A 25,722-nucleotide genomic window follows, 5' to 3' on the forward strand; every position below is an offset into this window, starting at 1 on the left:
GCGTTGATCGCGTAGTTTCTTGCTCGGCCGAAGGCCGCGCTTGCGCTTTACGCGAGAGCTTTCAGTGCGGTCTTGCCGGCATATTTCGCCTGGGTGCCGAGCTGCTGCTCGATGCGCAGCAACTGGTTGTACTTGGCGGTACGATCAGCGCGTGCCAGCGAGCCGGTCTTGATCTGTCCGCAATTGGTGGCGACGGCGAGATCGGCAATCGTGGAATCTTCAGTCTCACCCGAACGGTGCGACATGACCGCGGTATAGCCAGCCTTGTAGGCCATCTCGACGGCGCTCAGCGTTTCGGTCAGCGAGCCGATCTGGTTGACCTTGATCAGGATCGAATTGGCGCGGCCGTTCCTGATGCCATCGGCAAGACGCGTGACATTGGTGACGAACAGATCATCGCCGACCAGCTGGCACTTCGAACCGATCAGGTCGGTGAGCTGCTTCCAGCCGTCCATATCGTCTTCCGACATGCCGTCCTCGATGGAGACGATCGGATAGTTGGCGACGAGCTGGGCGAGATACTTGGCCTGCTCGGAGATGTTGCGGGTCTTGTTCTCGCCGCCATAGACATAGGCGCCGTCCTTGAAGAATTCGGTGGCGGCGCAATCCATCGCCAGCATCACGTCCTTGCCGGCGCTGTAGCCAGCCTTGGTGATGGCGGCCATCACAAAGTCCAGCGCCGCTTCGGCCGAACCGATATTGGGTGCGAAACCGCCTTCGTCGCCGACATTGGTGTTGTGGCCGGCCTTCTTCAGCTCGCCCTTCAGCGTATGGAAGATCTCGGCGCCGCAGCGCAGGCCTTCGGCGAAGGAGGATGCGCCCACCGGCATGATCATGAATTCCTGGAAGTCGATCGGATTGTCGGCATGCATGCCGCCATTGATGATGTTCATCATCGGCACCGGCAGCGTGCGGGCCGAGGTCCCGCCGACATAGCGATACAGCGGCATATCGAAGGATTCCGCAGCCGCTTTGGCGGCGGCCAGCGAGACGCCGAGGATCGCATTGGCGCCGAGGCGCGACTTGTTCGGGGTGCCGTCGAGCTCGATCATGATCTCGTCGAGCTGGACCTGGTTCTCCACGTCCATGCCGCCGATGGCGTCGAAGATCTCGCCATTGACGGCATCGACCGCTTTCTGCACGCCCTTGCCGAGATAGCGGGACTTGTCGCCGTCGCGCAGCTCGACCGCCTCATGGGCGCCGGTGGAGGCACCCGACGGAACCGCGGCGCGGCCCATCGACCCGTCTTCGAGGACGACGTCGACTTCAACCGTGGGATTGCCGCGGCTATCGAGAATTTCGCGGCCGATGATGTCGACGATGGCGGTCATGAATGCCCTCTTTGTGCTGGGGGTGGGTCGTTGGCGCCGCTTCTACAGCAAGCCTCCCGGCGGGAAAACCCCGCCTGACGTGACGACTGGCCCGGGATTGGCTATGAACCGCCATAACGGAGATATTTATGTCAAAGATGCCCTGGGCCGATATTTTACTCAATAATATCAATGGTTTCCCACGGAAATAACGGAGCAATTTCACAGGAAAAACATCTCCGTTCGGAAAATATCTCCGTTCGCACAGATCTGCGACTATATTCCTATTTATATACCTGCCGTACCGGCCGCGCGGCTCACAAGATCGCAATCGTTTCGCTCGTTGAGCGTGGTGGCAAAGTCCGCTCGTTCAAAGTTGACAAAGCCAACGCCGATAACCTGCGCACCATCCTTTTCACCAATGTGAAGCGCGATACCACGCTGCACACCGACGAAAGCGCGCTCTACACGTACACTGGCAAAGCCTACGCTTCGCACGAGACAGTCAATCACACCGCCAAAGAATACGTTCGCGGCACCGTCCACACCAACACGATTGAAGGCTTCTTTTCGATCTTCAAGCGCGGCATGAAGGGCGTCTATCAGCACTGCGGCGAACAGCACTTGCACCGCTATCTGGCTGAATTTGATTTCCGCTATAACAACCGCACTGCGCTTGGCATCAATGACACCATGCGCGCCGAAGAAGCCCTAAAGGGTATCGTTGGCAAGCGCCTAATGTATCGCAGACCTGACGAAGCCCAAGTATCGTAAGCAGATGGCGCGCCGCTTCTTACTTTGGCGCGCCCGCAACAAGCCAACCGAATTTGGAGAGTAACGTGAGCACAACGATAGCAAAAGCAGCGCCGCTCGTTACAGTCGTCACGAGAAATGTCTTAGAAGGTAGGTAAGAGACGTTAGTCTTAAGCTCAACAAAACTTAGCTTAAGATCGATTATGTTTGTGTTTGCTGACTTTAGATCAGCCTTCATCTCTCCGACGTTCTCTCGGATATTTTTAACATCGGCTTCTAAACTGGCTACGCGCGCTTCCAACATACCGTCATATGTGCCCCCTCCACCGGGTGGCTGCAAGGGTGGACCCATTGGGCTGGAACCGCCAACAGCAGCACCAGCATTGCTCACAACCATCTTCAGATAAGGAGTCTCAGGCATTCTTCCGCTCTCGGAGAGCCGAAGCCATGATAGCGGCTACGAGCTGCCTGATGTTGTTTTGTGCATCGGCATTTTGCCGCCTGAAGTCATTCAGTGCTCTGTTTGCCTCATCAACTCTACCATTTGACCAATCAGTGATCACACGATCAAGCGTTGCCTGCGCCTCAAGTGACCGCAGCAGCCCGAGTAAAAGATGATCTATATCTTGGCGGGTCAGCGGGAAATTGAGTCTATCGCTGCCGGGTATCTCGCTCCATTGATCGACTAGCGCCGTTGGTATCGTGAACAAGTCTGGCGGCGCCGGTAAGGGCGCAGGCGGCGCAGTTGGAGTATCGATCACGACTGAGTCTCCCCCTAATTTTCGGGGAGAGTATAGGGAATCTACTTCCGTTCAATCCCAGGTTTGGTGACCCCGGCCTTACGTCTTTTCGACACGGGCGCTGCTGCGGACTTATGAAGCTTCGGCTTCATCTTGAGCATGCGCTTCAAGACCTCATCCCTAGAATCCGCTGGTTTATCTGTGGGTTGCTGGGACAAATGCACAATTCCGACGGATAAGTGGGGGCCGAATCAGGTTTCACATAGACTCTAGCGACCTGACACATCACGATCAGGTGGTGAGTCGGCCTTCCACGGTCGAATCACGTTCAGGATGCGGGCTGGCTCACTGCCAAGCTACACCAGCCCCGCTAGCCTGATGGCGATCCCGTAGACCGGGGACCACGGCCCCTTCCATAAGGGCCACCTTCGACACCGCCTTCCACAGCGGTGCCTGAGCAACGCCGCTTCCGGGTCCATCCGGGGGCGGCGTTTGTGCTTCAACAGCGTACATCGACAAATACAACGCAAATGCCATCGTAATTGTCACAACAGCATCACCATGCACAGGACGACGCACACGCACATAATGCAAAACGCATAATGATGTGCAAATCATTAATCGGGTTTTTTCCCGAAATCGTCGTTTGACATCCCATCATTGTCAAAAACGATTCCTGTTGAAACAGGAACATCCACGCAACAACGATCAAATTCCAAAAGCTATCCGTCACCAGCGCAAGCTTATCGTTGAACGCCTTCAGGTGCTTCTTAGGAAGTTGGGCTTATCCCCCTATCAACTCGCTCGACCGTCGGCTCAAGCGCCCGATCTTCTTTGCAATCAGCGATTTGCAAAACGGACAAAGGGTATAAGAAACACCAGCGACGGATCGTCATAAAAGCGGCAAATCCGCGGACGAATGCGAACCGATACGGAACGTTTCTGGGAAACACCCCGTGGGAAACCATTGAAATCATTAGAGATACTTATTTATGTCAAAAACACCCCGCAAATCCCCGAAATTGCCTGACGACTTGCAGCTCGGCCGCGCCGTGGAATGGCCGACCTCCCCGGAGCAGGCCAAACTCGACCGGGTGCCGAACCCGCAGAAGGACACCAATTACGTGGTGCGCTTCACGGCGCCGGAATTCACCTCGCTGTGCCCGATCACCGGCCAGCCGGATTTCGCCCATCTGATGATCGACTATGTGCCCGGCCAATGGCTGGTCGAGTCGAAGTCGCTCAAGTTGTACCTGGCCTCATTCCGCAATCACGGCGCCTTCCATGAGGATTGCACCGTGGAGATCGGCAAGCGCGTCGCCTCCGCCATCAAGCCGAAATGGCTGCGTATCGGCGGCTACTGGTATCCGCGCGGCGGCATCCCCATCGACGTGTTCTGGCAGACCGGAACGCTGCCCAAGGGCGTCTGGGTCCCCGAGCAAGGCGTCGCTCCGTATCGCGGGCGGGGATGAGCGGGGCGGGCGTTTCAGCTCACCCCAATCCAGCGACGGGCTGTTGCGATCGAGCTGCCTGCACGATCAATGGTAGCCTACAGCCGGATGCATCCCAAGCCCACCGGCCGTTCTCCACTCGGCCTCGCGTCATGCAGTGCGTCGCGGTCGCACCTCTTCGCAATCACTCTGCCCTCAAGAAATACTCCGTTGGTGTTTTTCCGCCACGACCGCTCGCATATCTTTCATGCGGCGAGTCTGACATTCTCTGATTGTCGGCAATCTGCATCTCATCGTCGCCGCGCGTCCCGACGACCAGATAAATATGATCTGCTCCGGGAGGCGTCGGATCGAGGTCGAAGGTAACGCCAACATCGCCGGCTCTTTGATTTCCAACTGAGATTTTCGACCAACCGCGTTGCGCAAGCTTGCGTGCCAGACTCCCGGCGCCCAGTGTCATCGCGATATCGATTCCGGACTGACGAAGCAATGCACTCAAATGCGCGGCACAGCCGTTGTGAGGATACTCTCTCAGATTCCTCGCGGCCTCTAACCTTGCGGCCTTCAGCCCCTCTGCCGTACTTCCTTGTCGTATCAATTGCGGTATGCGCACCGCATCTGATACGATCTCCGTAAAGCTAGCAACAAGACTGCGCGATTCTTCGCGCAGCACACCCGATGCATCGGCGTTCAGGGTTTCGAAATCTGTCCCGCCTTCCCGCGCGGTAGCCGGGCGCTCCACTACACCGTGCTGCAAACGAATTTCTCCGGTATCAACGAGAACACGGAGAATGACCATCGCACCACACTGCCCGCTAACAGCGTCGGCAGACCACTTTCCGTCGGCTACATACTTTCCGCGTGAGTACTGATTGCTGAAACTCCACAGGTATGGCGATTTGACTTCCGGATGATGACTTCGATAGCCCCAACCATTGAAGCTCTCCAGAAGATAGGCAATGCGCTCGATGGACCAGTCCGCGTTGCCTGTGATCCCGTCATAGTTCAAAGCATCGACTGCGCTATCCACCCAATCAAACGGCGGCGAGCCATTTCTCGGTCGTCCAGCGGGGACGTGAACAGTGCGCGCATCAAGCGGGTCACCGTTGTGCAGGTGTCCGCGAAAATTGAGGCTTGCCTCGAGGCTATGAATGACAGCGACCACATACCAAGGAACTCGGCTGAGGTCCTCAACCTGACGGTAACGCTCCTTATTCGCCACGATCCGGCGCGCGATAGCGGCCGCCGATCCCAATCGCTCTTTGCGAATGGCCATCTCGGCCCACAGCGTAGAGTATTCCTCACAAACGTCCTCGAAGCGGATCGCTCGACGCGCGGTCAAAATTGGCGTGCTCAACGACAGCGTATCGTAGTCGATCGTTGTGAAAACGAAATGCTCGGCAAACTCAGCTGAAAGCCGATGTTCTTCGGCATCGAGATCGACGATCTCTAGGTAAGCACTGTCTTCCGCTAAGGCTTGTGCGGCATTATCTACACGCGCACGTCTTCCTCCACCAGTCGGCCCCATCACCACCATTCTGACCCTCCTGCTTTGGAAATCACTAAATTATCTTAGATTGTTTTTCTTATATACACATCTTTTAATTGATACACCCCCATAGCGCGCAGCATCCTCGAAAGAGGTAACGAGATGCTACAAACTCCGCGTTCTCGGCTATCTTTGAAAGATCACTGCAGCATTTCTACCGGCCGCGCAGCACACAAGGCCTGCTCCGTATCAAATGGCTCAGTGCCTGAAGCAAATAAAGCGTCGCGCCGTATCGCAGGCGGGGCTAAGCTTTCGCATCGGCCGGTTTTGTCGGCTTAAGCAGCTTCGCGGCCGCAAATCCAAGCGCGAAGACAATGGCGGCTGACGTCAACAGTGTCGGCATCTTGCCGGCATGGGCGAGGCCGAAGCCATAGGCGATCGGGCCGACGGACTGGCCCATGAAGAAGCAGAAGGCGTGCAGCGACATGGCGCTGGCGCGGGCTTCCTGTGACAGCTCAGTGGAGAATATCTGCAACGAGCCGTGCAGCATGTAGAAGCCCCAGCCCATCAGCAGCAGGCTCAGCGCCTGGATCTGCCAATTGGGGCTGAAGGCAGTGGCGGCGAGCTGGATCGCGATCACGATGCCGCCATAGATCATCATGCCGTTGATGCCGAGCCGCGCCAGCATGCGCGACACGGTCGCCGTGTAGAACAGGCCGCCGACGGCAAAGCAGGCGATCACGAGGCCGGCGATCGAGAGGCTTGTGACGCCGCGGTCGAACAGGAATGACGAGATATAGGGAAACAGGCCGAGGATGCAGCAGCCTTCGATGAACACCGCGCTGTAGACGATCAGCGTGTTCGGGTTGCGGAAAATGACCTTGTAGCCTTGGGCAAGCTTGCCGAAGTCGGCTTTCACAGTCGGCTTGATGATCGCAGCGCCCTTGAAGCCGTACGCCACAGCGACGGAAGCGACGATCGCAAGACCGCCGAGGATGACCAGCACGCCGCGCCAGCCGAAGAAATCACCGATCACGCCGGACGCCGTCGAGCCTAGCAGATTGCCGGTCATGGCGCCGGCCATCACGCGGCTCAGCGCGACCTGACGCAGCTTCGGCCCGACCAGATCGCTGGTCAGGCTGAGCGTCACCGGAAACACCCCGCCTGCCCCGATGCCGGCCAGCACGCGCGTCGCCAGCAGCAGCGGATAGTCGGTGGTGATCGCGCCGAGAATATTGGCGATGCCGAGCAGAACCAGACAGACGATCATCAGGCGCGGCTTGCCGAACAGGTCGGCGGCAGCACCGAGCGCCGGCTGCACAATGGCGAAGGTAAAGGCCAGTGCGGATGCCAGACCGGCGGCAATTGCCACCGTGATGGACAAATCGTCGGCGACATGCGGCAGCACCGGGTCCAGCGCGCGCATGGACAGCGCGGCGGCGAAGGACGCCAGTGCGATGATGTTGAGGACCGGAGGCATCAGTACGCTGCCAGCGCCGCGAACCGGGATTGCATGTTACGCTTTCGCCGCCGTCTCTTTGGCCAGCGCATCGAACGCCATCAGGTTCTTCACCAGCGCTTCGAAGTCACGCAACGGCACCATGTTCGGTCCGTCGGACGGCGCGTTGTCCGGATCGGGATGGGTCTCGATAAAGACACCGGCCACACCGACCGCAACAGCCGCACGCGCCAGCACCGGCACGAATTCGCGCTCGCCGCCCGACGACGTGCCCTTGCCGCCCGGCTGCTGCACCGAATGGGTGGCGTCGAAGATGACAGGCGCGCCGGTGGTGCGGGCCAGGATCGGCAGCGCCCGCATGTCCGACACCAGCGTATTGTAACCGAACGACGCGCCGCGCTCGGTGACCAGCACCTTGTCGTTGCCCGTCGAGGTCAGCTTGCTGACCACATTGGCCATGTCCCAGGGCGCGAGAAACTGGCCCTTCTTCACATTGACCACCTTGCCGGTCGCGGCCGCGGCCAGGAGCAGATCGGTCTGCCGGCACAGAAAGGCCGGGATCTGCAGCACGTCCACCGCCTCGGCAGCGCGGGCACATTGATCGTTCTCGTGAACGTCTGTCAGTACAGGCAGGCCAAGCGTCTCGCGGATCTCGGCAAAGATCGGCAGAGCATCATCGAGACCGATGCCGCGCGCGGCGGAGGCGCTGGTGCGGTTGGCCTTATCGAACGAGGTCTTGAAGACGAGACCGATCTTGAGCCGCGTCGCGATCTCCTTCAGTGCCTGCGCCACTTCGAGCGCATGAGCCCGGCTTTCGAGCTGGCATGGCCCGGCGATCACCGAGATCGGCAGAGCATTGCCGAAGCGGACGGTGCCGAGTGTGACAACAGGTGCGGCTGTGGACGATGCGGTCAAAATGGTCTCCTTTTCGCGCGAGACCATGACCGCAGGACCGGGCGGGATGCAAGCCGGATCAGGCCCATCCCGCCGGTCGGAATATCAGGGTTGCGGCGGAAGCCGCCTCCGACCCGACCAGGGCGGCCTCCGCACCGGGCGGACCGGCCTGCCCCCGGAACCAGGCTTACTTCAGCGCCGAGAACGCCGTCGGCGCCAGCAGCTGGCTGACGATATTGCCGACGATCTGGCCATCCTCTTCCGACTTGGCACGTGCCGACATCCACTCGGGATCGGACATGAAGGCAGTCCAGACTTTCTCGCGCTCGGCGAGCGATTCCCATTTGAGGATGTAGGTCAGTTCCTGATTGGATTCGCCGATCACCGTGGTGAAGAAACCGGACTGCCGGATGCCGTGCTTCTCCCAGAGCTTCAATGTGACAGATTCAAATCGCTTGATCAGCGCCGGCAAACGTCCCGGCAAACAGCGATAGACGCGTAATTCATAGATCATCGGCTTTGGTTCCTTCCCTTTTTGTCAGCCTTGAAAGACTCTAACGCATGGCTTGTTGCGGCATCGTCCCTTGCCTGCACAACGTCAGGCTTACATCATGCCGCCTGTGACGCAACCGACTTGGATCCACGATGCAAAAGCCCCTTTTGTCGCTAGTCGCCCTGATGACACTGACCGTGTCTGCCACCGCTCAACAGCCCGGCAAGATCACGTCGGGCGCCACCGGCGTGATGGTCGATGGCAAGCCGGCGGCACGCGTCGGTGACACCACGACCGATGGCAAGATCATCGAGGGTGCGAAGGGCGTCTACATTAACGGCAAGCCTGCGGCCGTCGTCGGCGGCAGCACCGAGTGCGGCGGCAAGACCATCTCGGGCAGCACTGGCGTGTTCATCAACGGCAAGCCGATGGCCCGTGCCGGAGACAGCACATCGGGCTGCAAGTAGGACTTGCCGGAGATGTCTTTGTCATCCCGGGCGCAATGGGCAGCCGGCGTTGCCGGCCGGCTGGCCATCGCTATCACCGGTGGCCTCATCGTGCTGCCAGTCCTCACCCCTGTCGCCGAAGCGCAAAACAGCCGCGCACCCGGCGAGCGTGAACTCACGGCAAAGATCCAGGATGCGTTCAACGCGCTGCGCACAGGCAACGACGGCAGCGGCCGCGACCGGCTGAAAAATGCACTGCGCGAGGTCACGCAGAGCAACTATCACGGCCTCACAATCACGGCCTATCTCAATGCCGCCAGTTCGTTCGAGCGGCGACGCGACAACGCGACCGCGTCGGAGCTTTTTGCCGAAGCGGCCAAGACCCGCGCCGCACGCGACGGCGGCCGCGATGCGGTTACATTCTGGTTCGAATATGCGCGCTTCCTCGAACGCAGCAATCAATATGATCTCGGCATCCCCGTGGCGACCGAAGCTCGCAAGCGTATGCGCGCGGAATACGGCCCGAACTCAGCGCAGGACATTGCCGGCGGCGACATCCTCGCGACGCTATTGACCAATAACGGCGCGGTCGCATCCGGCCTCAACCTGTCCGAAGAGACTTACCTCAATGCGCGAAAGGCACTCGGCGACCGCGAGCCGCTGACCTGGCGCACCGAGAATAATTATGCCGAAGCGCTGCGCATGGTCGGGCATCCCGACGTCGCCGCGGGGATCGACGAACCACTGCTGCGCAAGCGCATCGCACATTACGGGTATGGCAGCATCCAGGCGCTGGTGAGCGCCAGCAATCTCGCGCTCAACCATCTGGCCATGGGCAACGAAGCCGAAACACTGCGCGCGCTCGACTTGCAAAAGCGCTGCGCCACCGAACTCGCCGATCCCCGCTCTGAACATGTCCAGCAGGCCAATGTCTGGATCGCCTATACCAAAGCCTATTTCCATCCCGACCAGCAGATGAGCCGCCCTGATCTGGAAGCCATGGCCAAGGTCAAGGACTGGAACGGCGCACCGGATCTCCTGCGCATCAAGGCGGCACAACTCGCTGCCGATCAGTATGAGACACGTGGCGAGACCGACCGCGCGCTGGCGCTGCGGATCGACGCCTATCACCGTTCGCAGACGACCATTGCGCGTCAGCATCCGATCACGTTCGATGCCTTGCTCGGTGTCGCGATGACTCGAATGAAGCGCGGCGACAAGGACACGCTGGCGACCTTCAAGGATGTCGAGCAGCAGGCGTTCCGCTGGATGCTGCGCGAGGTCGGCACCGCCGGTAACCGCTACGTCGCCGAGACCATGCGCAAGCTGGCCGATGATATCCTGTATGAGTTCGGTCGCTACGCGCTGGTCGAACCAGCCGCGGCCATCGCTTATGCCGACGCAGTGTCGCGCTGGAAGACGATGGAAGATGGCGAACGCACCATGCTGCGCCTGACGGCCGACCGGCTGCCTGACGACACCACCAAAGCACTGGCACAGACCGTGCTGCGACTGTCTGGCCAGCAGCAGGAATTGCTGTCGTCGGGCAAGATCGATGACGACGCACGCGACGTACTCAGGCAGTTGCAGGACGCGCGGCAGGCGCTTGCGGCAAAGATGGGTGGCAAGGCGCCAACCGATCTCAAGCTCCCATCCATCGAGGAAAGACTCGAACGATCAGACGCGCTGGTCGACTTCTTCGTCAGCGGTCGCCGCAACCGCGTTAATCCGATCGCGCCAAAACCGGAGATGCGGCTGCAGGCCGTGATCCGCCGCCACGACACCGCGCCAGCACTGTTCGATCTCGGCCCGCTCGACAGCTTCCTCGCAGTCGATGCGACGTCGCCGGATCATGCAAAGCTCTTCCGTCGCCTCCATGACACGCTGCTCGGACCGCTGAAGCCGCAGCTCGCCGACGTGAGACGACTGTTTCTTGTCCCCGATGCCGAACTCTACAGCCTGCCCTTCGCGATGCTGCAGGATGCCGGCGGCCGCTATCTCGACGAGATTTACGACACCCGGATCATGACGCGCGCCGACGCGCTGTTCTTTGCGAACAACGACAACAGGCTTGCATCGGGCGACAAGGCGCTGTTGGTCGGCGGGCTCGACTATGCCGGCGCCGCCAATGAGCTACCCTCGACGAAGACCGAAGTTGATACGGTCAGCGCCGATCTGAAGAAGCGCAACCTTGTCGTTACCATCCTCTCGGGCAGCGACAGCGGCGAAGCGACGATCCGCGCCGACGCCAAAGGCGCGTCCCTGATCCATCTCGCCACCCACGGCTTCTACAAGACCGCCTCCAACCGCACCGACGCGCTCTGGCGCAGCGGCCTCGTTGCCTCGCGCCCCAATCTCAGCCGCCCGCCGCAGCGCGACGACAATGACGGCGTACTTTATGCGCACGAGCTGATGAACTGGGATTTGTCGTCGGCCAACCTTGTCGTGCTGTCCGCCTGCCAAACCGCGCTCGGCGATCCCAGCCGGATTGGCAGCGTGCGCGGCTTGCCCACCGCCCTTGCCATCGCCGGCGCCCGGCGTTCGCTGCTGACATTGTGGGAGGTCGCAGACGAAGGCACCGCCAACTTCATGGCGCGGTTCTATCAGGTGCTGGCCGACGAGAAACTCGATTACGCCAGCGCCCTCCGGAAGGTCCGCATCGAAGCGATCCAGGGCAAGATCACGGCCGCTAAAGACCCGTCGGTCTGGGCGGCGTTTGTATTTTTCGAGAGCTGAAACCTGTGGCTGAGCGGTAGGGTGAAGCGTAATCCGCTCTACGCGATCCCATCCGAATTACGCTTGCCTGAAGCCAGTCAGGAAGGAATCGAGGCAATCCTGGATCGCATCGATGCCGTATCCGCCCTCCTGAACGATGAGCGTCGGCAGACCCAGCGATTGCATCTTGGTGCCGACGCTCCCGAAGTCCTTTGCGTCAAGCTTCAGGATGCCGATCGGATCATCGCGATGGGCATCAAAGCCGAGCGCCACGACAAGGGCATCGGCGCCAAATGCGCGAACGCGTTCGATCGCGGTGTCGAGGGCTGCATTCATCTCCGCGCCACCGGCACCGGGCGGTAAGGGCAGATTGAGATCAAAGCCCTCGCCGGCACCATGGCCGGTCTCGCTTGCATAGCCCGTATAGAACGGCACGAAATTCGTGGGGTCGCCGTGGATCGAGATCGTCAGCACATCTGGACGATTATAGAAAATCTGCTGCGTGCCATCGCCGTGATGAACATCGACATCGATGATCGCCACCTTTCCAAAGCGACTGCGCAATCGCTGCGCGGCAATCGCGCTGTTATTCAGGTAGCAGAAGCCGGTGCCGCGATCGGCGCGCGCGTGATGGCCCGACGGCCGGCACAGCGCATAGGCAGCGCGGTCGCCGCCGACGATAGCGTCTGCGCCAGCGACCGCTGTTTCCGACGAGCGCAGGATGGAACGCCAGCTCTCGGGGCCCATCGGCACCGACAGATCGCCGAGATACCAGCCCACCTGAGCGATAAATCCGGTTGCCGGGCAATCCCGCCGTGCAGCCTCTTCCGAGCGTCCGCTCCAATACGGGAAATATTGCGGCCACACTTCCGGTCCGTGGTCAGGCAGTTGCGCCCAATTATCCCACGCGGTTTCCAAGAAGCGTACGTAAGCCGGCGTATGCACCGTCAGCGCGGGCGCAGTGCCGTACTCCGCCGGCTTTTCAGGCGTGATCTCGTGCCGCGCCAAAGCGCCGATCAGTCGTTCGGTGCGAACCGGCGAATCCTTGATGGGCACGAAGCGGCCGTAACGCATGAATTGCTGCGGCGAATGAATTGCCTGATCCGGGTGATAGAAAGCGCGCATGGATCATCCCTCTGTCCGTTCGGCCGGTCAGAAGACCGACGCCTCAGGGATCATTCGCATGATTGGTTTCTGCCGATCAATCGGCAGTCTGCGCAGCCCTTATGAGCGCAGCGACATGGGCAACTCGGTCGTAGGGCGGATTGATGAAGCGTGATCCGCCATCCTTCCGTCCCACACACGCCGACGGCGGAATACAGGTTCGCCAAATCCGCTCATCCGGTCTCACACTAGCCGGCTCTGCGCCGCCGCAGCCTTGATAAACGACGCAAACAGCGGGTGCGGTTCGAACGGGCGCGACTTCAGCTCGGGATGATACTGCACACCGATGAACCACGGATGGTTCTCGTATTCGACGATTTCGGGCAGCACGCCGTCCGGCGACAGGCCGGAGAACTTCAACCCATGCTTTTCAAGACGGTCTTTATAGGCCGTGTTGACCTCGTAGCGATGGCGATGGCGCTCGGTGATTTCGGTGGCGCCGCCATAGACGTCCGAGACCTTGCTGCCCTTGGTCAGCGTCGCCGGATAGGCGCCGAGCCGCATGGTGCCACCGAGATCGCCGGCATTGTGGCGCTTCTCGAGTTCGTTGCCGCGCAGCCATTCGGTCATCAGGCCGACGACCGGCTCCTTGGTCTCGCCGAACTCCGTGGAGTTGGCGTCCTTGATGCCGCCAAGGTTTCGCGCCGCCTCGATCACCGCCATCTGCATGCCGAAGCAGATGCCGAAATACGGCACGTTGCGCTCCCTGGCGAACTGCGCTGCGCGGATCTTGCCCTCGGCACCGCGCTGGCCGAAGCCGCCGGGCACGAGAATGCCGTTGACGTGTTCGAGGAACGGCGCCGGATCTTCGTTCTCGAAGACTTCGCTTTCGATCCAGTCGAGATTGACCTTCACCTTGTTGGCGATGCCGCCATGGGACAGCGCTTCGGTCAGCGACTTATAGGCGTCCTTCATGCCGGTATATTTGCCGACGATGGCGATGGTCACTGCGCCTTCCGGATGGCGGATACGCTCGTTGATGGTGTTCCAGGTCTTCAGCTCGGGCAGCGCCTTCGGCGTCATGCCGAATGCGGCCAGCACTTCGTCGTCGAGCCCGGCGACGTGATAGGCCTCCGGCACCGCATAGATGTTGTCGACGTCGCGCGCCTCGATCACGGCGCTTTCGCGGACGTTACAGAACAGGCCCAATTTACGGCGCTCTTCCTTGGGAATATCGCGGTCGCAGCGGCACAGCAGGATGTCGGGCTGGATGCCGATCGAACGCAGTTCCTTGACCGAGTGCTGTGTCGGCTTGGTCTTCAATTCGCCGGCGCTCGGGATGTAAGGCAGCAGCGTCAGATGCACGAACACCGTATCGCCGCGCGGCAGGTCGTTGCGCAACTGGCGGATCGCCTCGAAGAACGGCAGGCCCTCGATATCGCCGACTGTGCCGCCGATCTCGACCAGCACGAAGTCGTAGCCATCGTTATCCGACAGGACGAAGTCCTTGATGGCGTTGGTGACGTGCGGGATCACCTGGATCGTGGCGCCGAGATAGTCGCCGCGGCGTTCCTTGGTGAGGATGTCCTGATAGATTCGCCCGGTGGTGATGTTGTCCTGCTTGGTGGCAGGTCGCCCGGTGAAGCGCTCGTAATGGCCGAGATCGAGATCGGTCTCGGCGCCATCATCGGTCACGAACACTTCGCCGTGCTGATACGGCGACATCGTCCCGGGATCGAGGTTGAGATAGGGGTCGAGCTTGCGAAGCCGGACCTTGTAGCCACGCGCCTGCAACAGCGCGCCTAACGCCGCTGAAGCCAGACCTTTACCGAGCGAGGAAACCACGCCGCCGGTGATGAAAATGTACCGCGCCATGGGACTTAACCTTTAAGGCTCCGAAACCGATTCGCCAAAACGAATCGCAGCCGTCAGCCGAGAATCGGTGAGGCTGTGGGTGACTTGAAAAACGAAATGATTGCAGCCCCTTGATGGGATCTGCTGATGCAGGACGGTAGTCCCCGTCCTGCATGGCGCCTCTGCTTTATTGCGAGCGTGGCGGTGCCGGGGCTGCAGGAGCCTGCTGCTCGTCGGATTTCTTCAGCGTATCCAGGAGACCGCCCGAGGTCGGCGGAGCCAGCGGCGAGCCCGGCTGCGAGACCGGCGCGGTGTTGCCCGGCAGGATCGAGGTCGGCTTGCGCTCATAGGTCGCGAGCCACGACAGGAACAGGCTGGTCAGGAAGAAGCCCACCGCAAGAACGCCGGTGGTGCGTGTCAGAAGGTTCGCCGTGCCGCGGCTGGACATGAAGCCGCCACCGCCGCCGCCACCGACGCCCAAGCCGCCGCCTTCGGATTTCTGCAGCAGCACCGTCCCGATCAGGGCCGCGACGATCATGAGGTGGATAACGATAATGACGCTTTGCATCGTGTCCTTCCATCGCAAGCACGCAGCGCCGATCGCCGGCTGCAGTCATGGCTTGCGGGGTTTGAATCCAGCGGTGTCTACACGATCGACCGGGGGATTGTCACCCCCGCGCCGACCGGTCTGGACCGCAAATTCCAGCATTCCGTGGGAGTTAGGGACAACCCGCCGCGATCGCAAGGAAATCGGCCGCCTTCAGGCTGGCGCCGCCCACCAGTGCACCGTTCACGTGAGGAACCGCCATCAACTCCTTGGCGTTGGATGGCTTGACCGAACCGCCATAGAGGATGCGGATCGAAGCACCCTCGTTCTTAAAGCGTTCAGTCAAACGATCCCGGATAAACTTATGAACTTGCTCGACATCCTGGGCTGTCGGCGTCAGTCCGGTGCCGATCGCCCAGACCGGTTCATAAGCCACGATCAGGTTGCCCGAGGTGGCATCGTCCGGCAGCGAGCCCTGGAGCTGAGTGCCGCAGACATCGAGCGTCTTGCCGGCATCACGTTCGGCCTGGGTCTCGCCGATGCAGACGATCGCCGTGAGCCCGGCGCGCCAGACGGCCAGCGCCTTTTCGCGAACCACGGCATCGGTCTCGCCGTGATCGGCGCGGCGCTCGGAATGTCCAACGATAACGGCGGTCGCGCCGGCATCAGCCAGCATTTCGGGCGCGATATCGCCGGTATGCGCTCCTGAGACGTTCTTGTGACAATCTTGCGCCCCAACTGAGACGACATGGCTGCCCTCCTGACCGAAGCTCGATGCCTTCGACGCAAACGTCGCCAATAGCGTGACCGGCGGACAGACCAGCAGATCGGCCTTGTCCAGCACATCCGGCGCACCGCGCAGCATCGCTTCGAACTCGGTCATCGACGCCTTGAGGCCGTTCATTTTCCAGTTGCCCGCGATCAGCGGCCGAACGGCATCAGTCATGAGGATATCCTGTCATTTGAAAGAGGTTATCTGAGCTAACAGAGGCGATCCACCAGCTCAAGCCGACCTGGAGTTCAGGCAGGCTTGGAGTTCAGGCAGGTTTGGAGACCCGCAACCCGCGCTCTTGCTTGATCTGGTCAGCCGTGAGGTCAGGGGCCGAGGGATCGAACTTGCTCCAGCCCGTTGCGGCTAGGTCGCTGCGGCGCTTGGCGATATCGACCGAGGATGGGTGCAGCAACGCCTCGAGGCGGTCCTTGTCGGCCACCTCCACCTTGGCGCTGACGAGGCTGCCGCCGCGGCGGATGCTCTCGGCATAGACCTCGGCGTCGTTCACGGCGACTCCGGCTTCGGCCAGCATCCCGATCACCCCGCCAGCGGCGCCCGCGGCCACGGCGCCGGCTGCGGCCGCCGCCAGCCATCCGGCAGCTACGACCGGTCCGAGCCCGGGAATCGCCAGCAGTCCGAGGCCAGCCAATAATCCGCCGACCCCGCCAAAACCGGCACCGATCGCGGCGCCCTTGCCGGCGCCCGCGGCATAGTCGGGTGCGTACCATTTGTCGGCGTTGTTGGCGATGATGCTGATGTCCTCCTCGGGCACACCGGCTTCACGAAGGTTGATAACGGCCTTCTGCGCGTCGGCGTAGTCGTCGAACAGCCGGGAGATCGTCACCTTGCTCATCGCGCTATCCCCACGGTCATTCCGGCTTCGCCGAGACGTTGCCCTTGTAGTCGACGCTGACATCGACCTTCTTGGATCCGCTCATCGCAGTGCCGCGCCAGATCCCCTGGCTGTCGTTCACCAGCGGCGACACGTCGACATAGCCTTGTGACTCCAACGACTTGCGAGCCTGACCTTCGGTGAAACTATTGGCGCCGGGAAGTGGCGGCGTTTCTGTTGTCGGCTGCGAATTCGTCGACTTCGTCACCGTGGGATTCTGCATCGCCGGATTTGGCTGCGCGCCTGCCGGCGCGAGCGCCATCCAGATGCCGCAGGCGGCAACTCCCGATCGCCAACCGATGCGCATGATGTCTCCCGGCAGGCCTGAACGCCCGCTCAACAAAGCAGCAGCGGGCCGGAAAGTTCCATCTGCCGTTAATGCCTCGCGGTAGCGCCGGAAACCGCTTCAATCCGCCCCGCCCCAGCCGGTTGCGACCCGGCTTTTGCCACTTTATGATGCGCCTCCTATTTGGCGACGCCCTCCGGCCCCATGGGCTGCTGGTGCGAGCCGATTCCCCTCCTGACAGATAAGAAGACCCTATGCTTCGAGGAATGCGCAAAGCCTCATCCAACTGGATTGGCAAGACGATTATGGCCGTCGTGATGGGCGTGCTGATTGTCAGCTTCGGCATCTGGGGCATCGCCGACGCGTTCAAGGGCTATGGACAGTCCAAGCTCGCCACCATCGGCTCGACCGAGATCACGACCGAGCAGTTCCGCCAGCTCTATAACGACAAGCTGCAGCAGATCGGCCGCCAGTTCGGCCGCCCGCTGACCTCGGATCAGGCCCGTGCTTTCGGCCTCGACCGCCAGGTCCTGCAGCAGGTCGTCGCCGAAGCGGCCCTGGATGAAGACGCGCGTCGCAAGGGTCTCGGTGTCGGCGACGCCGAGGTGATGCGGCAGATCATTGCGGACCCGAACTTCCAGAGCCCGACCGGCGGCTTCGATGCGCCGCGCTTCCAGCAGCTGATCCGCTCGCTGGGCTTCACCGAACAGCGCTACATCGCCGAACAGCGCAAGGTGTCGCTGCGCCGCCAGATCGCCGGCACCGTCACGTCAGGCGTCGAGCCGCCGAAGACGATGATCGAGGCGCTGAGCCGCTATCAGAACGAGACCCGCACCATCGATTACGTGAAGCTCGATGCTGCACAGGCCGGGACCATTGAGGCGCCCTCGCCCGAAGCCCTCGCCGCCTATTTCGACGAGCGCAAGACCCAGTTCCGCGCCCCCGAATATCGCAAGATTGCCTTCCTCGCTTTGACGCCCGACGAGATGGCGAAGTGGTCGACGGTGTCGGACGACGACGCCAGGAAGGTGTTCGAGGAGCGCAAGGACAAGCTCTCCACGCCGGAACAGCGCCAGATCTCGCAGATCGTCTTCCCGAACGTGGCGGACGCTGAAGCCGGCCGCGCCAAGTTGAACGATACGTTCAAGTTCGAGGACCTCGCCAAGGAACGCGGGCTGTCCGCCTCCGACATCGATCTCGGCATGGTTGCCAAAGCGGGCATTATCGATCCTTCCGTCGCGAATGCTGCCTTCTCGCTGGCACCGGATGGCATCAGCCAGCCGATCACCGGACGGTTCGGCGTGACGCTGGTCAAGGTCGGCAAGGTTCAGGCCGGCACGACGCCGAGCTATGACAGCGTTGCCGCCAACCTGAAGCGCGATATTGCCATCGAGCGCGCCCGTGCCGTCGTGTCCGACATGCACAACAAGATCGAAGACGAACGCGGTGGCGGAGCCAATGTCGTCGATACCGCCAAGAAGCTCGGCCTCACCGCCGTCACCATCGAGGCCGTCGATCGCTCCGGCCGTACGCCGGACGGCCAGCCCGTTGCCGGCCTGCCGACGGGTGTGGACGTCGTGACCCAGGCCTTCAACAGCGATGTCGGCGTCGACAACGACGCATTGCAGGCCGGCGGCGGTTACATCTGGTACGACGTGCTCGGCGTCACGCCGGCGCGCGACCGTACGCTCGACGAAGTGAAGCCGCAGGTCGAGGCACGTTGGCGCGAAGAGCAGATCACCACGCGTCTGCGCGACAAGGCTGTCGACATGGCGAAGAAGCTCGAAAGCGGTGCCAAGCTCGCCGACGAAGCCGCGGCAGCCGGACTCAAGGTCGTGACCTCCGCGCCATTCAAGCGCGACGCGAGCGATCCGGCTCTCTCGGCCGGCGTCATCCAGTCTGTGTTCCGCGGCGTCAAGGATTCGGCCGGACAGGCCCAGGGCGCCACGCCGTCGGAATGGATCGTCTACCGGATCACCGATGTCACTGCACCCGCGGTCGACATGGCTTCCGAAGACGCCAAGAAGCTGAAGGAGACATTGCAGCGCGGGCTGACCGATGAACAGGTCGCACAGTATGTCACCAGGCTCGAGACGCAGATCGGCACCAAGATCAACGCGGAAGCCCTTGCGATCGCCACCGGCGCCGCGAACAGCAACACCAATTAGGAAACCCACGTCGTCATTGCGGGCGCAGCGAAGCCATCCAGAAGCAACAAGCAAAGGCTGGATGGCTTCGTCGCAGATGTCGCCTGCAATGCGATGTGCATCACTCTGAAAGCATCCGATGGACAATCTCAGGGCAATCATTGCCAAGGTCGCGACCGGCGCCTCCCTCTCGCGTGAGGAAGCCTCGGCGGCCTTCGACAGCATGATGTCGGGCGAAGCCACGCCTTCGCAAATGGGCGGCCTGTTGATGGCGCTGCGCGTGCGCGGCGAGACCGTGGACGAGATCACCGGCGCGGTTGAGGTGATGCGCGCCAAGATGCTGCGGGTCGACGCACCGGCCGGCGCTGTCGATGTGGTCGGTACCGGCGGCGACGGCTCCGGTTCCGTGAACGTCTCGACCTGTGCGTCGTTCATCGTCGCCGGCTGTGGCGTACCGGTTGCCAAGCACGGCAATCGTGCGCTGTCGTCACGCTCTGGCGCGGCAGACGTGCTGGCGGCCCTCGGCGTCAAGATCGACCTCACGCCCGACGATGTCAGCCGCTGCCTGAAGGAGACCGGCATCGGCTTCATGTTCGCGCCCGCGCATCATCCGGCCATGAAGAATGTCGGCCCGACCCGCGTCGAGCTCGCCACCCGCACCATCTTCAACCTACTTGGGCCACTGTCCAATCCCGCCGGCGTCACCCGGCAGATGGTCGGCGTTTTCTCGCGGCAATGGGTGCTTCCGCTGGCACAGGTGCTGAAGAATCTCGGCTCCGAATCCGCCTGGGTCGTGCACGGCTCCGATGGCCTCGATGAGATCACCCTCACCGGCCCGACCTTCGTGGCAGCGCTGGAAAACGGCAATATCCGCAGCTTCGAGATTTCACCCGAGGATGCGGGCCTGCCGCGCACCGGTCCGGATTCCCTGAAGGGCGGCGACGCCCAGGAGAACGCCGCCTCACTGCAGGCCGTGCTCGATGGCAAGCCGAGTGCCTTCCGTGACGTCGCGCTGCTCAATGCTGCCGCGGCGCTGATCGTGGCCGGCAAGGTCAAGGACGTGAAGGAAGGCGTGGCACTCGGTCAGAAGTCGCTCGACAGCGGCGCAGCGCTGGAGAAGCTGAAGCGACTGGTCGCCGTCTCCAACGCAAACCTGTGAGACGACGATGTCCGACATCCTGACCAAGATCGAAGCTTACAAGCGCGAAGAAATCGCGGCGGCGAAACGCGCCCATCCCATCGCTTCCATCGAAGCGCTGGCCAAGGCTGCGCCGGCGCCGCGCGGCTTCATGACCGCGATCCACAAAAAGCTCGACAAGAACGAGTTCGCGCTGATCGCCGAAATCAAGAAGGCCTCGCCGTCCAAAGGGCTCATTCGCGAGGACTTCGATCCGCCGACGCTGGCCAAGGCCTATGAAGCCGGCGGCGCCGCGTGTCTCTCCGTCCTGACCGATACGCCGTCGTTTGAAGGGCATCTCGACTTCATGGTCGCGGCGCGCGCCGCGACCAAACTGCCGGTGCTGCGCAAGGACTTCATGTTCGACACCTATCAGGTGGTCGAGGCCCGCGCCCATGGCGCCGATTGCATCCTGATCATCATGGCTGCACTCGACGATGCGCAGGCGCGTGACATCGAAGACGCCGCCATCGACCACGGCATGGATGTGCTGATCGAAATCCACGACCAGCCGGAGCTGGAACGCGCGCTGAACCTGCGCTCGCCGATGGTCGGCATCAACAACCGCAATCTGCGCACCTTCGAGACCACGCTGACCGCCAGCGAAACGCTGGCGCCGATGATCCCCCGGGATCGTCTCAAGGTCGGCGAAAGCGGCATCTTCACGCCAGACGACCTCGCACGCCTCGATCGCGTCGGCATCTCCACCTTCCTGGTCGGGGAAAGCCTGATGCGGCAGGCGGACGTGACGGCTGCAACGCAAACGCTGCTCAAGCGCGCGAACGGAACGCATTGATCATGTCCGGCAAGACGAAAAAATCGAAGCAGGCCCCGGCCCTCACCCACATCGATTCCTCGGGCGAGGCCCGCATGGTCGATGTGTCGGAGAAACCGGCGACCGAACGCATCGCGGTTGCCGAAGGTCTGGTGATCATGAGCAAGGCGACGCTCGACATGATCGTCTCCGGCAATGCCAAGAAGGGCGATGTGCTCGGCACGGCGCGTATCGCCGGCATCATGGCGGCAAAGCGCACATCGGATCTGATCCCGCTGTGCCATCCGCTGGCGCTATCCAAAGTCACGCTGGACATCACGCCCGACAAGAAACTGCCGGGCTGCCGCGTACGTGCATCAGTCAAGGTCACGGGCCCCACGGGCGTCGAGATGGAAGCGCTGACGGCCGTCTCCGTCGCATGCCTGACAATCTACGACATGATCAAGGCCGTCGAGCGCGGTGTCCGCATCGAGGGCATCCACCTCGTCGAGAAAAAGGGTGGCAAGTCCGGGCACTATCTGGTGACGGACAACGCCGCCGACTGATTGCGATCAGGCGCTCTTGTGCGCCTGCGGTACATTCGATGGCATTCGGAAGATGCTGTCAGGCTCGACCCGAAACTCATCCAGCGAGCGCCCCGCGGTGAGCTGAAACACCAGCCAGCGCGGACGCAGACCTCTGCCCGACCAGATCTGCGACGGCTGCTCCGGATTGCGATAGACCGGACCGGCCTTCGGCCGCAATGCTGCGACAGCACGCCTCGATGAGGTTGAGAACTGCTCGAGATCGCGCAGACGCTCGTCGAGTTCCTGTCGCTGCTCAGCCATCTTCGCGGCGAGCACGACGCGCAACTTCTCATGAAGGTCCCAGAGCGCGTCCACCGACATCACTGTGAAATCGTGATCCTGCGCCATCATCGATCCCTCATGTTCTTGTTTACAAACAATAACCGGGACCGCGCGCGACATGGGGGTGTTTGGCGGCGGTCCCGGGCCACATCAAGCAACCAACCGGACGGATGAGACATCCAGGCTGGTGCTCGTGGCGGGATCAGCACTACCAAGCAGGGCGAGGCCAAGTGTGAATGCGCACTACTTAGTTACGCGCGCGCATTGTAAGTTTTGCGGTAACCTGAATAGGGGCGGATTTCAGCAATCGCTGTCATCACGGTGCTCGCGCACGAGACGCTGCCGGCTGCGCTGCGGCTTCATCTCACTGACGATCCACGGCCCGATCTGCGCATCGAGATGACGCTCATATCGTTTGACCAGCAACCACGCAGCAGGCGGCAGCAGCAAGACCATCCATCCAACCATAATCGACATTCCAAATCCTTTAAATCAAAGGGGTTCGATGTCATTAGGTACGTGGAATAGCCTTTTAGGTTTGAAATAGCCCGCATGTATTTTCTGCGGAGCAGCAAGTTACCTACCAATCCGCCAACTCCCGCAACTGGACCCACATCGATACCGGGAACGACTGATGTTGCCGGTATCGATGCGCGATAGGCTACTTGATCATCGGACAACCACCCTCGGCCATCGGCCGGAACGCCTTTTCGGCTGGGATCGTCGAGAGCAGCTTGTAATAGTCATACGGCCCCTTCGACTCTGCCGGCTTCTTGATCTCGAACAGATAGATCGGATGAATGACACGGCCATCGGCGCGGATCGTGACCTCACCGAACAGCTTGTCCTTGCCCTTGAAGGTCTTCATCTGCGGTACGACGACACTGGCATCGTCGCTGCCCTTGGCGGCCACGGCATTGAGATAGGCCAGCGTGGAGGCATAAACGCCCGCCTGATTGGCGCTCGGCATCTTGCTGTTCATGCCCGGCCGCGCCGCAAAGCGTTTGCCAAAGGCGCGGGTGTCATCATCCATGTCCCAGTAGAAGGATTCCGTCAGCAACAGGCCCTGCGCGGTCTTCAGGCCCATGCCGTGAACGTCATTGATGAAGATCAGGAATGCGACCAGCTTCTGCGGGCCATCCTGCATGCCGAACTCACCAGCTTGCTTGACCGCATTGATGGCATCCGCGCCGGCATTGGCAAGACCGATCACCTTGGCCTTGGAGCTCTGCGCCTGCAGCAATAGCGAGGCGAAATCGGAGGTGCCGAGCGGGTGCTTCGATGACCCCAGCACCTTGCCGCCGTTCTTCGTGATGTAATTGGTGGCTTCGGCCTCGATGCCCTGCCCCAGCGCGTAATTCACCGTGAGAAAGTACCAGTCGTCACCGCCCCGCTGCATCATCGCCGCCGCGGTGGTGTTGCCGGTGGCCCATGCGTCGTTGACCCACTGGATCGTGTTCGGCGAACAGTCCTTACCCGTGAGGTCCGACGTCGCGGTGGATGAGGCCAGGAACGTCATTCTGGTGTTGCGGGCGATATTGTTGATGGCGAGACCGACCGACGAATTCGGTACGTCGACGATGGCATCGACCTTTTCGACATCGAGCCATTTGCGCGCGATGGCGGAGCCGACATCCGCCTTGTTCTGATGGTCGGCATAGACGATCTCGACCTTGATATTCTTGCCGCCGCCGTTGAAATCCTCGGCCGCCATCCGCGCGGCTTCCACCGAGCCCATGCCGTTGGTGTCCTGGAACACGCCGGAAATATCGTTGAGCACACCGACCCGCACCACATCGTCGGACACCTGCGCCTGGACTGCCGTCGCCATCACGCAGGATGCCGCAGCAGCCAAAACTGTCTTCAAGCCCTTCATTGTCGTCTCTCCCCTCTACCTTGATTGCGCGGGTCCGGACGTTGCCGGTCGCGGTCTTTCTTGCGAACTACACCTGTCGCTCCGGCAGCCGGAGCACGAGGCCATCGAGCGCCTCGGTGATCTTGATCTGGCACGACAGCCGGCTGTTCGGCAGCCGCTCGCTGGCGACGCCTTCCAGCAACTCATCCTCGTCGGCACCGACTGCGCCAACTTTGCCTAGCCAGTTGTCGTCGACATAGACGTGGCAGGTGGCGCAGACCGCGCCGCCGCCGCATTCGCCCGTAATGCCGTCGATGCCATGCAGCAGCGCCGTATACATGGCGCTATCGCCATCATTGGCGCGGACTGTCTCGGCACGGGTGTCGTGATGAATGAACGTAATGCTCGGCATAGGATCCTCAGGCAGGCGTGAAGGTGACCGGCAGGCTTTCGAGCCCGCGCAGTGTGTTGTTGTAACGGCGCTTGACGTCGCCGGTGATCTCGATCGACGCGACCTTGCGCGCCAGTGCGGAGAGCATGACCTCGCCCTCAAGCCGCGCCACGAGCTGGCCGACGCACATGTGGATGCCGGAGCCGAAACCGACATGACCGGACGTCTTGCGGGTGATGTCGTAGCGTTCGGGATCGGCCCAGCGGCGCGGATCGCGGTTGGCGGCGGCCAGGAACATCAGCACTTTCTCGCCCTCACCGACACGACAACCACTAATCTCGACGTCGCGCGTCGTGGTGCGGAAGAAGGTCTGCACGGGGCTTTCGTAACGCACGGCCTCCTCGAAAGCATTGCGCGCCAGCGACAGGTCGCTGCGCAGCCGCGCGAATTCTTGCGGGTAGCGCGCCAGGCAATAAACGGCAGCGCCGATACCGTTCACCGTCGTGTCCAGCCCTGCCGACAGCAATGAGCGCACCAGCAGCGGCGCCTCGTCGGCGGTGATGTCGCCGGTGTCGACCCGCGCATGGATGCAGGCGCCGAAACCGCCGGGCGCGAGATTGTCGCGCTGGCATTGCGCGGCGACATAGGCCTGATGCGGCGCAGAGCGTTCGATGGCGTCCTGGCGCAGCTGGTTCGGCGGGCCGAACGCGTTGAAGACAAGACCAGCATAAGGCAGCAGGTTTTCGCGGCCCTCCTTCTGCAGTCCCATCGCATCGGGGAACACCGAGAGTGGATAGGCTTCGGCAAGATCCGCGACCGCGTCGAAACTGCGCCGCTCCAGCAGTTCGTCGACCTTGGCATCAGCCGCCGCGGCAAAGCCATCGCGCAGTTGCTTCATCACCGCGGGCGACAGCACTTTATTGAGCACGGCGCGCGTGCGCGTATGCGCCGGCGGGTCGGCTTCGAGGATGAGGCTCTGCGGGCGCCACGGCTTCTCCCTGGCGAAATCGCTGAGGCCCACGCCGCGGCTCGAGCAGAACGTCGTGGGATCGTTCAGGACTGCATGAACTTCGGCATAACGCGCGACCGCGTAGACGTTCCATTTGTCGAGATACACCACGGGCCCGGCTTCACGCAGCACCTCGTGGGTGGGGTGAGGATCGGCGAAGAAGTCCATGGCGAAGGGATCGACGTCGAGGTGGACGACGGGCTGAGACGACGCGTCGTTCAGCAAGGCTCCGCCAAAGGACAGCACCGGCGGGGTGTGGGGCGATGCCGTCGTGACCGTGGCAACCATGTGAATCTCCCATATTTTCTTGTTGGC

The 25,722-nt window shown here is 61.6% G+C and carries 26 protein-coding genes and 1 pseudogene; 9 read left to right on the forward strand and 18 right to left on the reverse strand.

What is annotated here, in order from left to right; translation table 11 throughout:
• Positions 1–47 precede the first annotated feature (47 nt).
• Positions 48–1,331, reverse strand: a complete 1,284-nt coding sequence (eno, locus tag LPB73_RS12775; protein ID WP_231080787.1) for a phosphopyruvate hydratase — start codon at positions 1,329–1,331, stop codon at positions 48–50.
• 285 nt (positions 1,332–1,616) lie between these two features.
• Between eno and LPB73_RS12780 the strand changes: the two are divergent.
• Positions 1,617–2,084, forward strand: a pseudogene (locus tag LPB73_RS12780) (IS1595 family transposase); the annotation flags it as partial.
• Between the two features lie 19 nt (positions 2,085–2,103).
• Here LPB73_RS12780 and LPB73_RS12785 read toward each other — a convergent pair.
• Positions 2,104–2,484, reverse strand: coding sequence for a hypothetical protein (locus tag LPB73_RS12785; RefSeq protein ID WP_231080788.1), 381 nt, complete (start codon positions 2,482–2,484; stop codon positions 2,104–2,106).
• Positions 2,477–2,824 (reverse strand): hypothetical protein, encoded by a 348-nt coding sequence (locus LPB73_RS12790; RefSeq protein WP_231080789.1) that lies wholly within the window; start codon positions 2,822–2,824, stop codon positions 2,477–2,479. The genes LPB73_RS12785 and LPB73_RS12790 overlap by 8 nt, the downstream gene beginning before the upstream one ends.
• Positions 2,825–3,795: 971 nt before the next feature.
• Between LPB73_RS12790 and queF the strand changes: the two genes are divergently transcribed.
• Positions 3,796–4,275: a preQ(1) synthase gene (gene queF / locus LPB73_RS12795; RefSeq protein ID WP_089264508.1), complete on the forward strand. Its 480-nt coding sequence runs from the start codon at positions 3,796–3,798 to the stop codon at positions 4,273–4,275.
• A 163-nt stretch (positions 4,276–4,438) separates the two neighbouring features.
• Here the strand turns inward: queF and LPB73_RS12800 are convergent, their stop codons facing one another.
• The 4 genes from LPB73_RS12800 to LPB73_RS12815 all read right to left on the reverse strand — a co-directional run bounded on the left by LPB73_RS12800 (position 4,439) and on the right by LPB73_RS12815 (position 8,610).
• Entirely contained in the window at positions 4,439–5,791 is a 1,353-nt protein-coding gene (locus tag LPB73_RS12800) for a hypothetical protein (RefSeq protein ID WP_120289948.1), read from the reverse strand.
• A gap of 256 nt (positions 5,792–6,047) precedes the next feature.
• Entirely contained in the window at positions 6,048–7,223 is a 1,176-nt protein-coding gene (locus LPB73_RS12805; RefSeq protein ID WP_120289950.1) for an MFS transporter, read from the reverse strand.
• Positions 7,224–7,259: 36 nt separating this feature from the next.
• Positions 7,260–8,144 carry a 3-deoxy-8-phosphooctulonate synthase gene (gene kdsA / locus LPB73_RS12810; protein WP_414716890.1) on the reverse strand — a complete coding sequence of 295 codons (885 nt, stop codon included), beginning with the start codon at positions 8,142–8,144 and terminating at the stop codon, positions 7,260–7,262.
• Positions 8,145–8,283: 139 nt separating this feature from the next.
• On the reverse strand, positions 8,284–8,610 hold the full coding sequence (locus LPB73_RS12815; RefSeq protein ID WP_089264511.1) for an NIPSNAP family protein: 327 nt from the start codon (positions 8,608–8,610) through the stop codon (positions 8,284–8,286).
• A gap of 131 nt (positions 8,611–8,741) precedes the next feature.
• Between LPB73_RS12815 and LPB73_RS12820 the strand changes: the two genes are divergently transcribed.
• Together LPB73_RS12820 and LPB73_RS12825 are read left to right on the forward strand one after the other, a co-directional pair.
• The gene (locus tag LPB73_RS12820) at positions 8,742–9,056 is read left to right on the forward strand and encodes a PAAR domain-containing protein (RefSeq protein ID WP_068730830.1); all 315 of its coding nucleotides are present in this window, start codon (positions 8,742–8,744) and stop codon (positions 9,054–9,056) included.
• A gap of 12 nt (positions 9,057–9,068) precedes the next feature.
• Positions 9,069–11,771 carry a CHAT domain-containing protein gene (locus tag LPB73_RS12825; RefSeq protein WP_231080791.1) on the forward strand — a complete coding sequence of 901 codons (2,703 nt, stop codon included), beginning with the start codon at positions 9,069–9,071 and terminating at the stop codon, positions 11,769–11,771.
• 57 nt (positions 11,772–11,828) lie between these two features.
• On the opposite strand, the gene LPB73_RS12830 is transcribed toward LPB73_RS12825, so the two are convergent.
• Positions 11,829–12,875 carry a histone deacetylase family protein gene (locus LPB73_RS12830; RefSeq protein WP_231080792.1) on the reverse strand — a complete coding sequence of 349 codons (1,047 nt, stop codon included), beginning with the start codon at positions 12,873–12,875 and terminating at the stop codon, positions 11,829–11,831.
• Here LPB73_RS12830 and LPB73_RS12835 point away from each other — a divergent pair.
• Entirely contained in the window at positions 12,874–13,029 is a 156-nt protein-coding gene (locus tag LPB73_RS12835) for a hypothetical protein (RefSeq protein WP_158596801.1), read from the forward strand. The genes LPB73_RS12830 and LPB73_RS12835 overlap by 2 nt on opposite strands.
• Positions 13,030–13,097: 68 nt before the next feature.
• Here the strand turns inward: LPB73_RS12835 and LPB73_RS12840 are convergent, their stop codons facing one another.
• The 5 genes from LPB73_RS12840 to LPB73_RS12860 form a co-directional block, all read right to left on the reverse strand.
• A complete protein-coding gene (locus tag LPB73_RS12840; RefSeq protein ID WP_231080793.1) occupies positions 13,098–14,729 on the reverse strand; it encodes a CTP synthase in 1,632 nt (543 codons plus the stop codon).
• A 166-nt stretch (positions 14,730–14,895) separates the two neighbouring features.
• Complete coding sequence (secG, locus tag LPB73_RS12845; RefSeq protein WP_068730834.1) at positions 14,896–15,276, reverse strand: preprotein translocase subunit SecG; 381 nt, start codon at positions 15,274–15,276, stop codon at positions 14,896–14,898.
• 151 nt (positions 15,277–15,427) lie between these two features.
• Positions 15,428–16,201: a triose-phosphate isomerase gene (gene tpiA / locus LPB73_RS12850; RefSeq protein ID WP_231080794.1), complete on the reverse strand. Its 774-nt coding sequence runs from the start codon at positions 16,199–16,201 to the stop codon at positions 15,428–15,430.
• Positions 16,202–16,292: 91 nt separating this feature from the next.
• Positions 16,293–16,880 carry a general stress protein gene (locus LPB73_RS12855; RefSeq protein WP_231080795.1) on the reverse strand — a complete coding sequence of 196 codons (588 nt, stop codon included), beginning with the start codon at positions 16,878–16,880 and terminating at the stop codon, positions 16,293–16,295.
• 16 nt (positions 16,881–16,896) lie between these two features.
• Entirely contained in the window at positions 16,897–17,226 is a 330-nt protein-coding gene (locus tag LPB73_RS12860) for a hypothetical protein (RefSeq protein ID WP_231080796.1), read from the reverse strand.
• Between the two features lie 233 nt (positions 17,227–17,459).
• Between LPB73_RS12860 and LPB73_RS12865 the strand changes: the two genes are divergently transcribed.
• From LPB73_RS12865 to moaC, 4 genes are all read left to right on the forward strand, one after another.
• Entirely contained in the window at positions 17,460–19,373 is a 1,914-nt protein-coding gene (locus tag LPB73_RS12865) for a peptidylprolyl isomerase (protein WP_231080797.1), read from the forward strand.
• 118 nt (positions 19,374–19,491) lie between these two features.
• Positions 19,492–20,511: an anthranilate phosphoribosyltransferase gene (trpD, locus tag LPB73_RS12870; RefSeq protein WP_089264520.1), complete on the forward strand. Its 1,020-nt coding sequence runs from the start codon at positions 19,492–19,494 to the stop codon at positions 20,509–20,511.
• Between the two features lie 7 nt (positions 20,512–20,518).
• A complete protein-coding gene (trpC, locus tag LPB73_RS12875; protein WP_231080798.1) occupies positions 20,519–21,325 on the forward strand; it encodes an indole-3-glycerol phosphate synthase TrpC in 807 nt (268 codons plus the stop codon).
• A 2-nt stretch (positions 21,326–21,327) separates the two neighbouring features.
• Positions 21,328–21,849: a cyclic pyranopterin monophosphate synthase MoaC gene (moaC, locus tag LPB73_RS12880; RefSeq protein ID WP_175367074.1), complete on the forward strand. Its 522-nt coding sequence runs from the start codon at positions 21,328–21,330 to the stop codon at positions 21,847–21,849.
• 6 nt (positions 21,850–21,855) lie between these two features.
• Here moaC and LPB73_RS12885 read toward each other — a convergent pair whose 3' ends face one another.
• The 5 genes from LPB73_RS12885 to LPB73_RS12905 all read right to left on the reverse strand — a co-directional run bounded on the left by LPB73_RS12885 (position 21,856) and on the right by LPB73_RS12905 (position 25,575).
• Positions 21,856–22,218 (reverse strand): H-NS family nucleoid-associated regulatory protein, encoded by a 363-nt coding sequence (locus LPB73_RS12885; RefSeq protein WP_231080799.1) that lies wholly within the window; start codon positions 22,216–22,218, stop codon positions 21,856–21,858.
• Between the two features lie 234 nt (positions 22,219–22,452).
• The gene (locus LPB73_RS12890; RefSeq protein WP_231080800.1) at positions 22,453–22,629 is read right to left on the reverse strand and encodes a hypothetical protein; all 177 of its coding nucleotides are present in this window, start codon (positions 22,627–22,629) and stop codon (positions 22,453–22,455) included.
• Positions 22,630–22,813: 184 nt separating this feature from the next.
• Entirely contained in the window at positions 22,814–24,028 is a 1,215-nt protein-coding gene (locus LPB73_RS12895; RefSeq protein WP_231080801.1) for an ABC transporter substrate-binding protein, read from the reverse strand.
• Between the two features lie 67 nt (positions 24,029–24,095).
• On the reverse strand, positions 24,096–24,419 hold the full coding sequence (locus LPB73_RS12900) for a 2Fe-2S iron-sulfur cluster-binding protein (RefSeq protein ID WP_231080802.1): 324 nt from the start codon (positions 24,417–24,419) through the stop codon (positions 24,096–24,098).
• Between the two features lie 7 nt (positions 24,420–24,426).
• Complete coding sequence (locus LPB73_RS12905; protein WP_231081145.1) at positions 24,427–25,575, reverse strand: cytochrome P450; 1,149 nt, start codon at positions 25,573–25,575, stop codon at positions 24,427–24,429.
• Positions 25,576–25,722: the final 147 nt, after the last annotated feature.

The sequence above is a fragment of the Tardiphaga sp. 37S4 genome (assembly GCF_021044645.1).
Lineage (GTDB): Bacteria > Pseudomonadota > Alphaproteobacteria > Rhizobiales > Xanthobacteraceae > Tardiphaga > Tardiphaga robiniae.

Bases quoted from the DNA above. Each gene is read 5' to 3' on its own strand.
- LPB73_RS12890 (WP_231080800.1), bottom strand. From the start codon at position 22,629: ATGTCGATTATGGTTGGATGGATGGTCTTGCTGCTGCCGCCTGCTGCG.
- LPB73_RS12865 (WP_231080797.1), top strand. From the start codon at position 17,460: ATGCTTCGAGGAATGCGCAAAGCCTCATCCAACTGGATTGGCAAGACG.
- LPB73_RS12855 (WP_231080795.1), bottom strand. From the start codon at position 16,880: ATGAGCAAGGTGACGATCTCCCGGCTGTTCGACGACTACGCCGACGCG.
- trpD (WP_089264520.1), top strand. From the start codon at position 19,492: ATGGACAATCTCAGGGCAATCATTGCCAAGGTCGCGACCGGCGCCTCC.
- LPB73_RS12905 (WP_231081145.1), bottom strand. From the start codon at position 25,575: ATGGACTTCTTCGCCGATCCTCACCCCACCCACGAGGTGCTGCGTGAA.
- LPB73_RS12895 (WP_231080801.1), bottom strand. From the start codon at position 24,028: ATGAAGGGCTTGAAGACAGTTTTGGCTGCTGCGGCATCCTGCGTGATG.
- LPB73_RS12825 (WP_231080791.1), top strand. From the start codon at position 9,069: ATGTCTTTGTCATCCCGGGCGCAATGGGCAGCCGGCGTTGCCGGCCGG.
- eno (WP_231080787.1), bottom strand. From the start codon at position 1,331: ATGACCGCCATCGTCGACATCATCGGCCGCGAAATTCTCGATAGCCGC.
- LPB73_RS12830 (WP_231080792.1), bottom strand. From the start codon at position 12,875: ATGCGCGCTTTCTATCACCCGGATCAGGCAATTCATTCGCCGCAGCAA.
- trpC (WP_231080798.1), top strand. From the start codon at position 20,519: ATGTCCGACATCCTGACCAAGATCGAAGCTTACAAGCGCGAAGAAATC.
- LPB73_RS12900 (WP_231080802.1), bottom strand. From the start codon at position 24,419: ATGCCGAGCATTACGTTCATTCATCACGACACCCGTGCCGAGACAGTC.
- LPB73_RS12785 (WP_231080788.1), bottom strand. From the start codon at position 2,484: ATGCCTGAGACTCCTTATCTGAAGATGGTTGTGAGCAATGCTGGTGCT.
- LPB73_RS12800 (WP_120289948.1), bottom strand. From the start codon at position 5,791: ATGGTGGTGATGGGGCCGACTGGTGGAGGAAGACGTGCGCGTGTAGAT.
- tpiA (WP_231080794.1), bottom strand. From the start codon at position 16,201: ATGACTGATGCCGTTCGGCCGCTGATCGCGGGCAACTGGAAAATGAAC.
- LPB73_RS12885 (WP_231080799.1), bottom strand. From the start codon at position 22,218: ATGGCGCAGGATCACGATTTCACAGTGATGTCGGTGGACGCGCTCTGG.
- LPB73_RS12820 (WP_068730830.1), top strand. From the start codon at position 8,742: ATGCAAAAGCCCCTTTTGTCGCTAGTCGCCCTGATGACACTGACCGTG.
- LPB73_RS12835 (WP_158596801.1), top strand. From the start codon at position 12,874: ATGGATCATCCCTCTGTCCGTTCGGCCGGTCAGAAGACCGACGCCTCA.
- moaC (WP_175367074.1), top strand. From the start codon at position 21,328: ATGTCCGGCAAGACGAAAAAATCGAAGCAGGCCCCGGCCCTCACCCAC.
- LPB73_RS12860 (WP_231080796.1), bottom strand. From the start codon at position 17,226: ATGCGCATCGGTTGGCGATCGGGAGTTGCCGCCTGCGGCATCTGGATG.
- kdsA (WP_414716890.1), bottom strand. From the start codon at position 8,144: ATGGTCTCGCGCGAAAAGGAGACCATTTTGACCGCATCGTCCACAGCC.
- LPB73_RS12815 (WP_089264511.1), bottom strand. From the start codon at position 8,610: ATGATCTATGAATTACGCGTCTATCGCTGTTTGCCGGGACGTTTGCCG.
- LPB73_RS12840 (WP_231080793.1), bottom strand. From the start codon at position 14,729: ATGGCGCGGTACATTTTCATCACCGGCGGCGTGGTTTCCTCGCTCGGT.
- LPB73_RS12805 (WP_120289950.1), bottom strand. From the start codon at position 7,223: ATGCCTCCGGTCCTCAACATCATCGCACTGGCGTCCTTCGCCGCCGCG.
- queF (WP_089264508.1), top strand. From the start codon at position 3,796: ATGTCAAAAACACCCCGCAAATCCCCGAAATTGCCTGACGACTTGCAG.
- secG (WP_068730834.1), bottom strand. From the start codon at position 15,276: ATGCAAAGCGTCATTATCGTTATCCACCTCATGATCGTCGCGGCCCTG.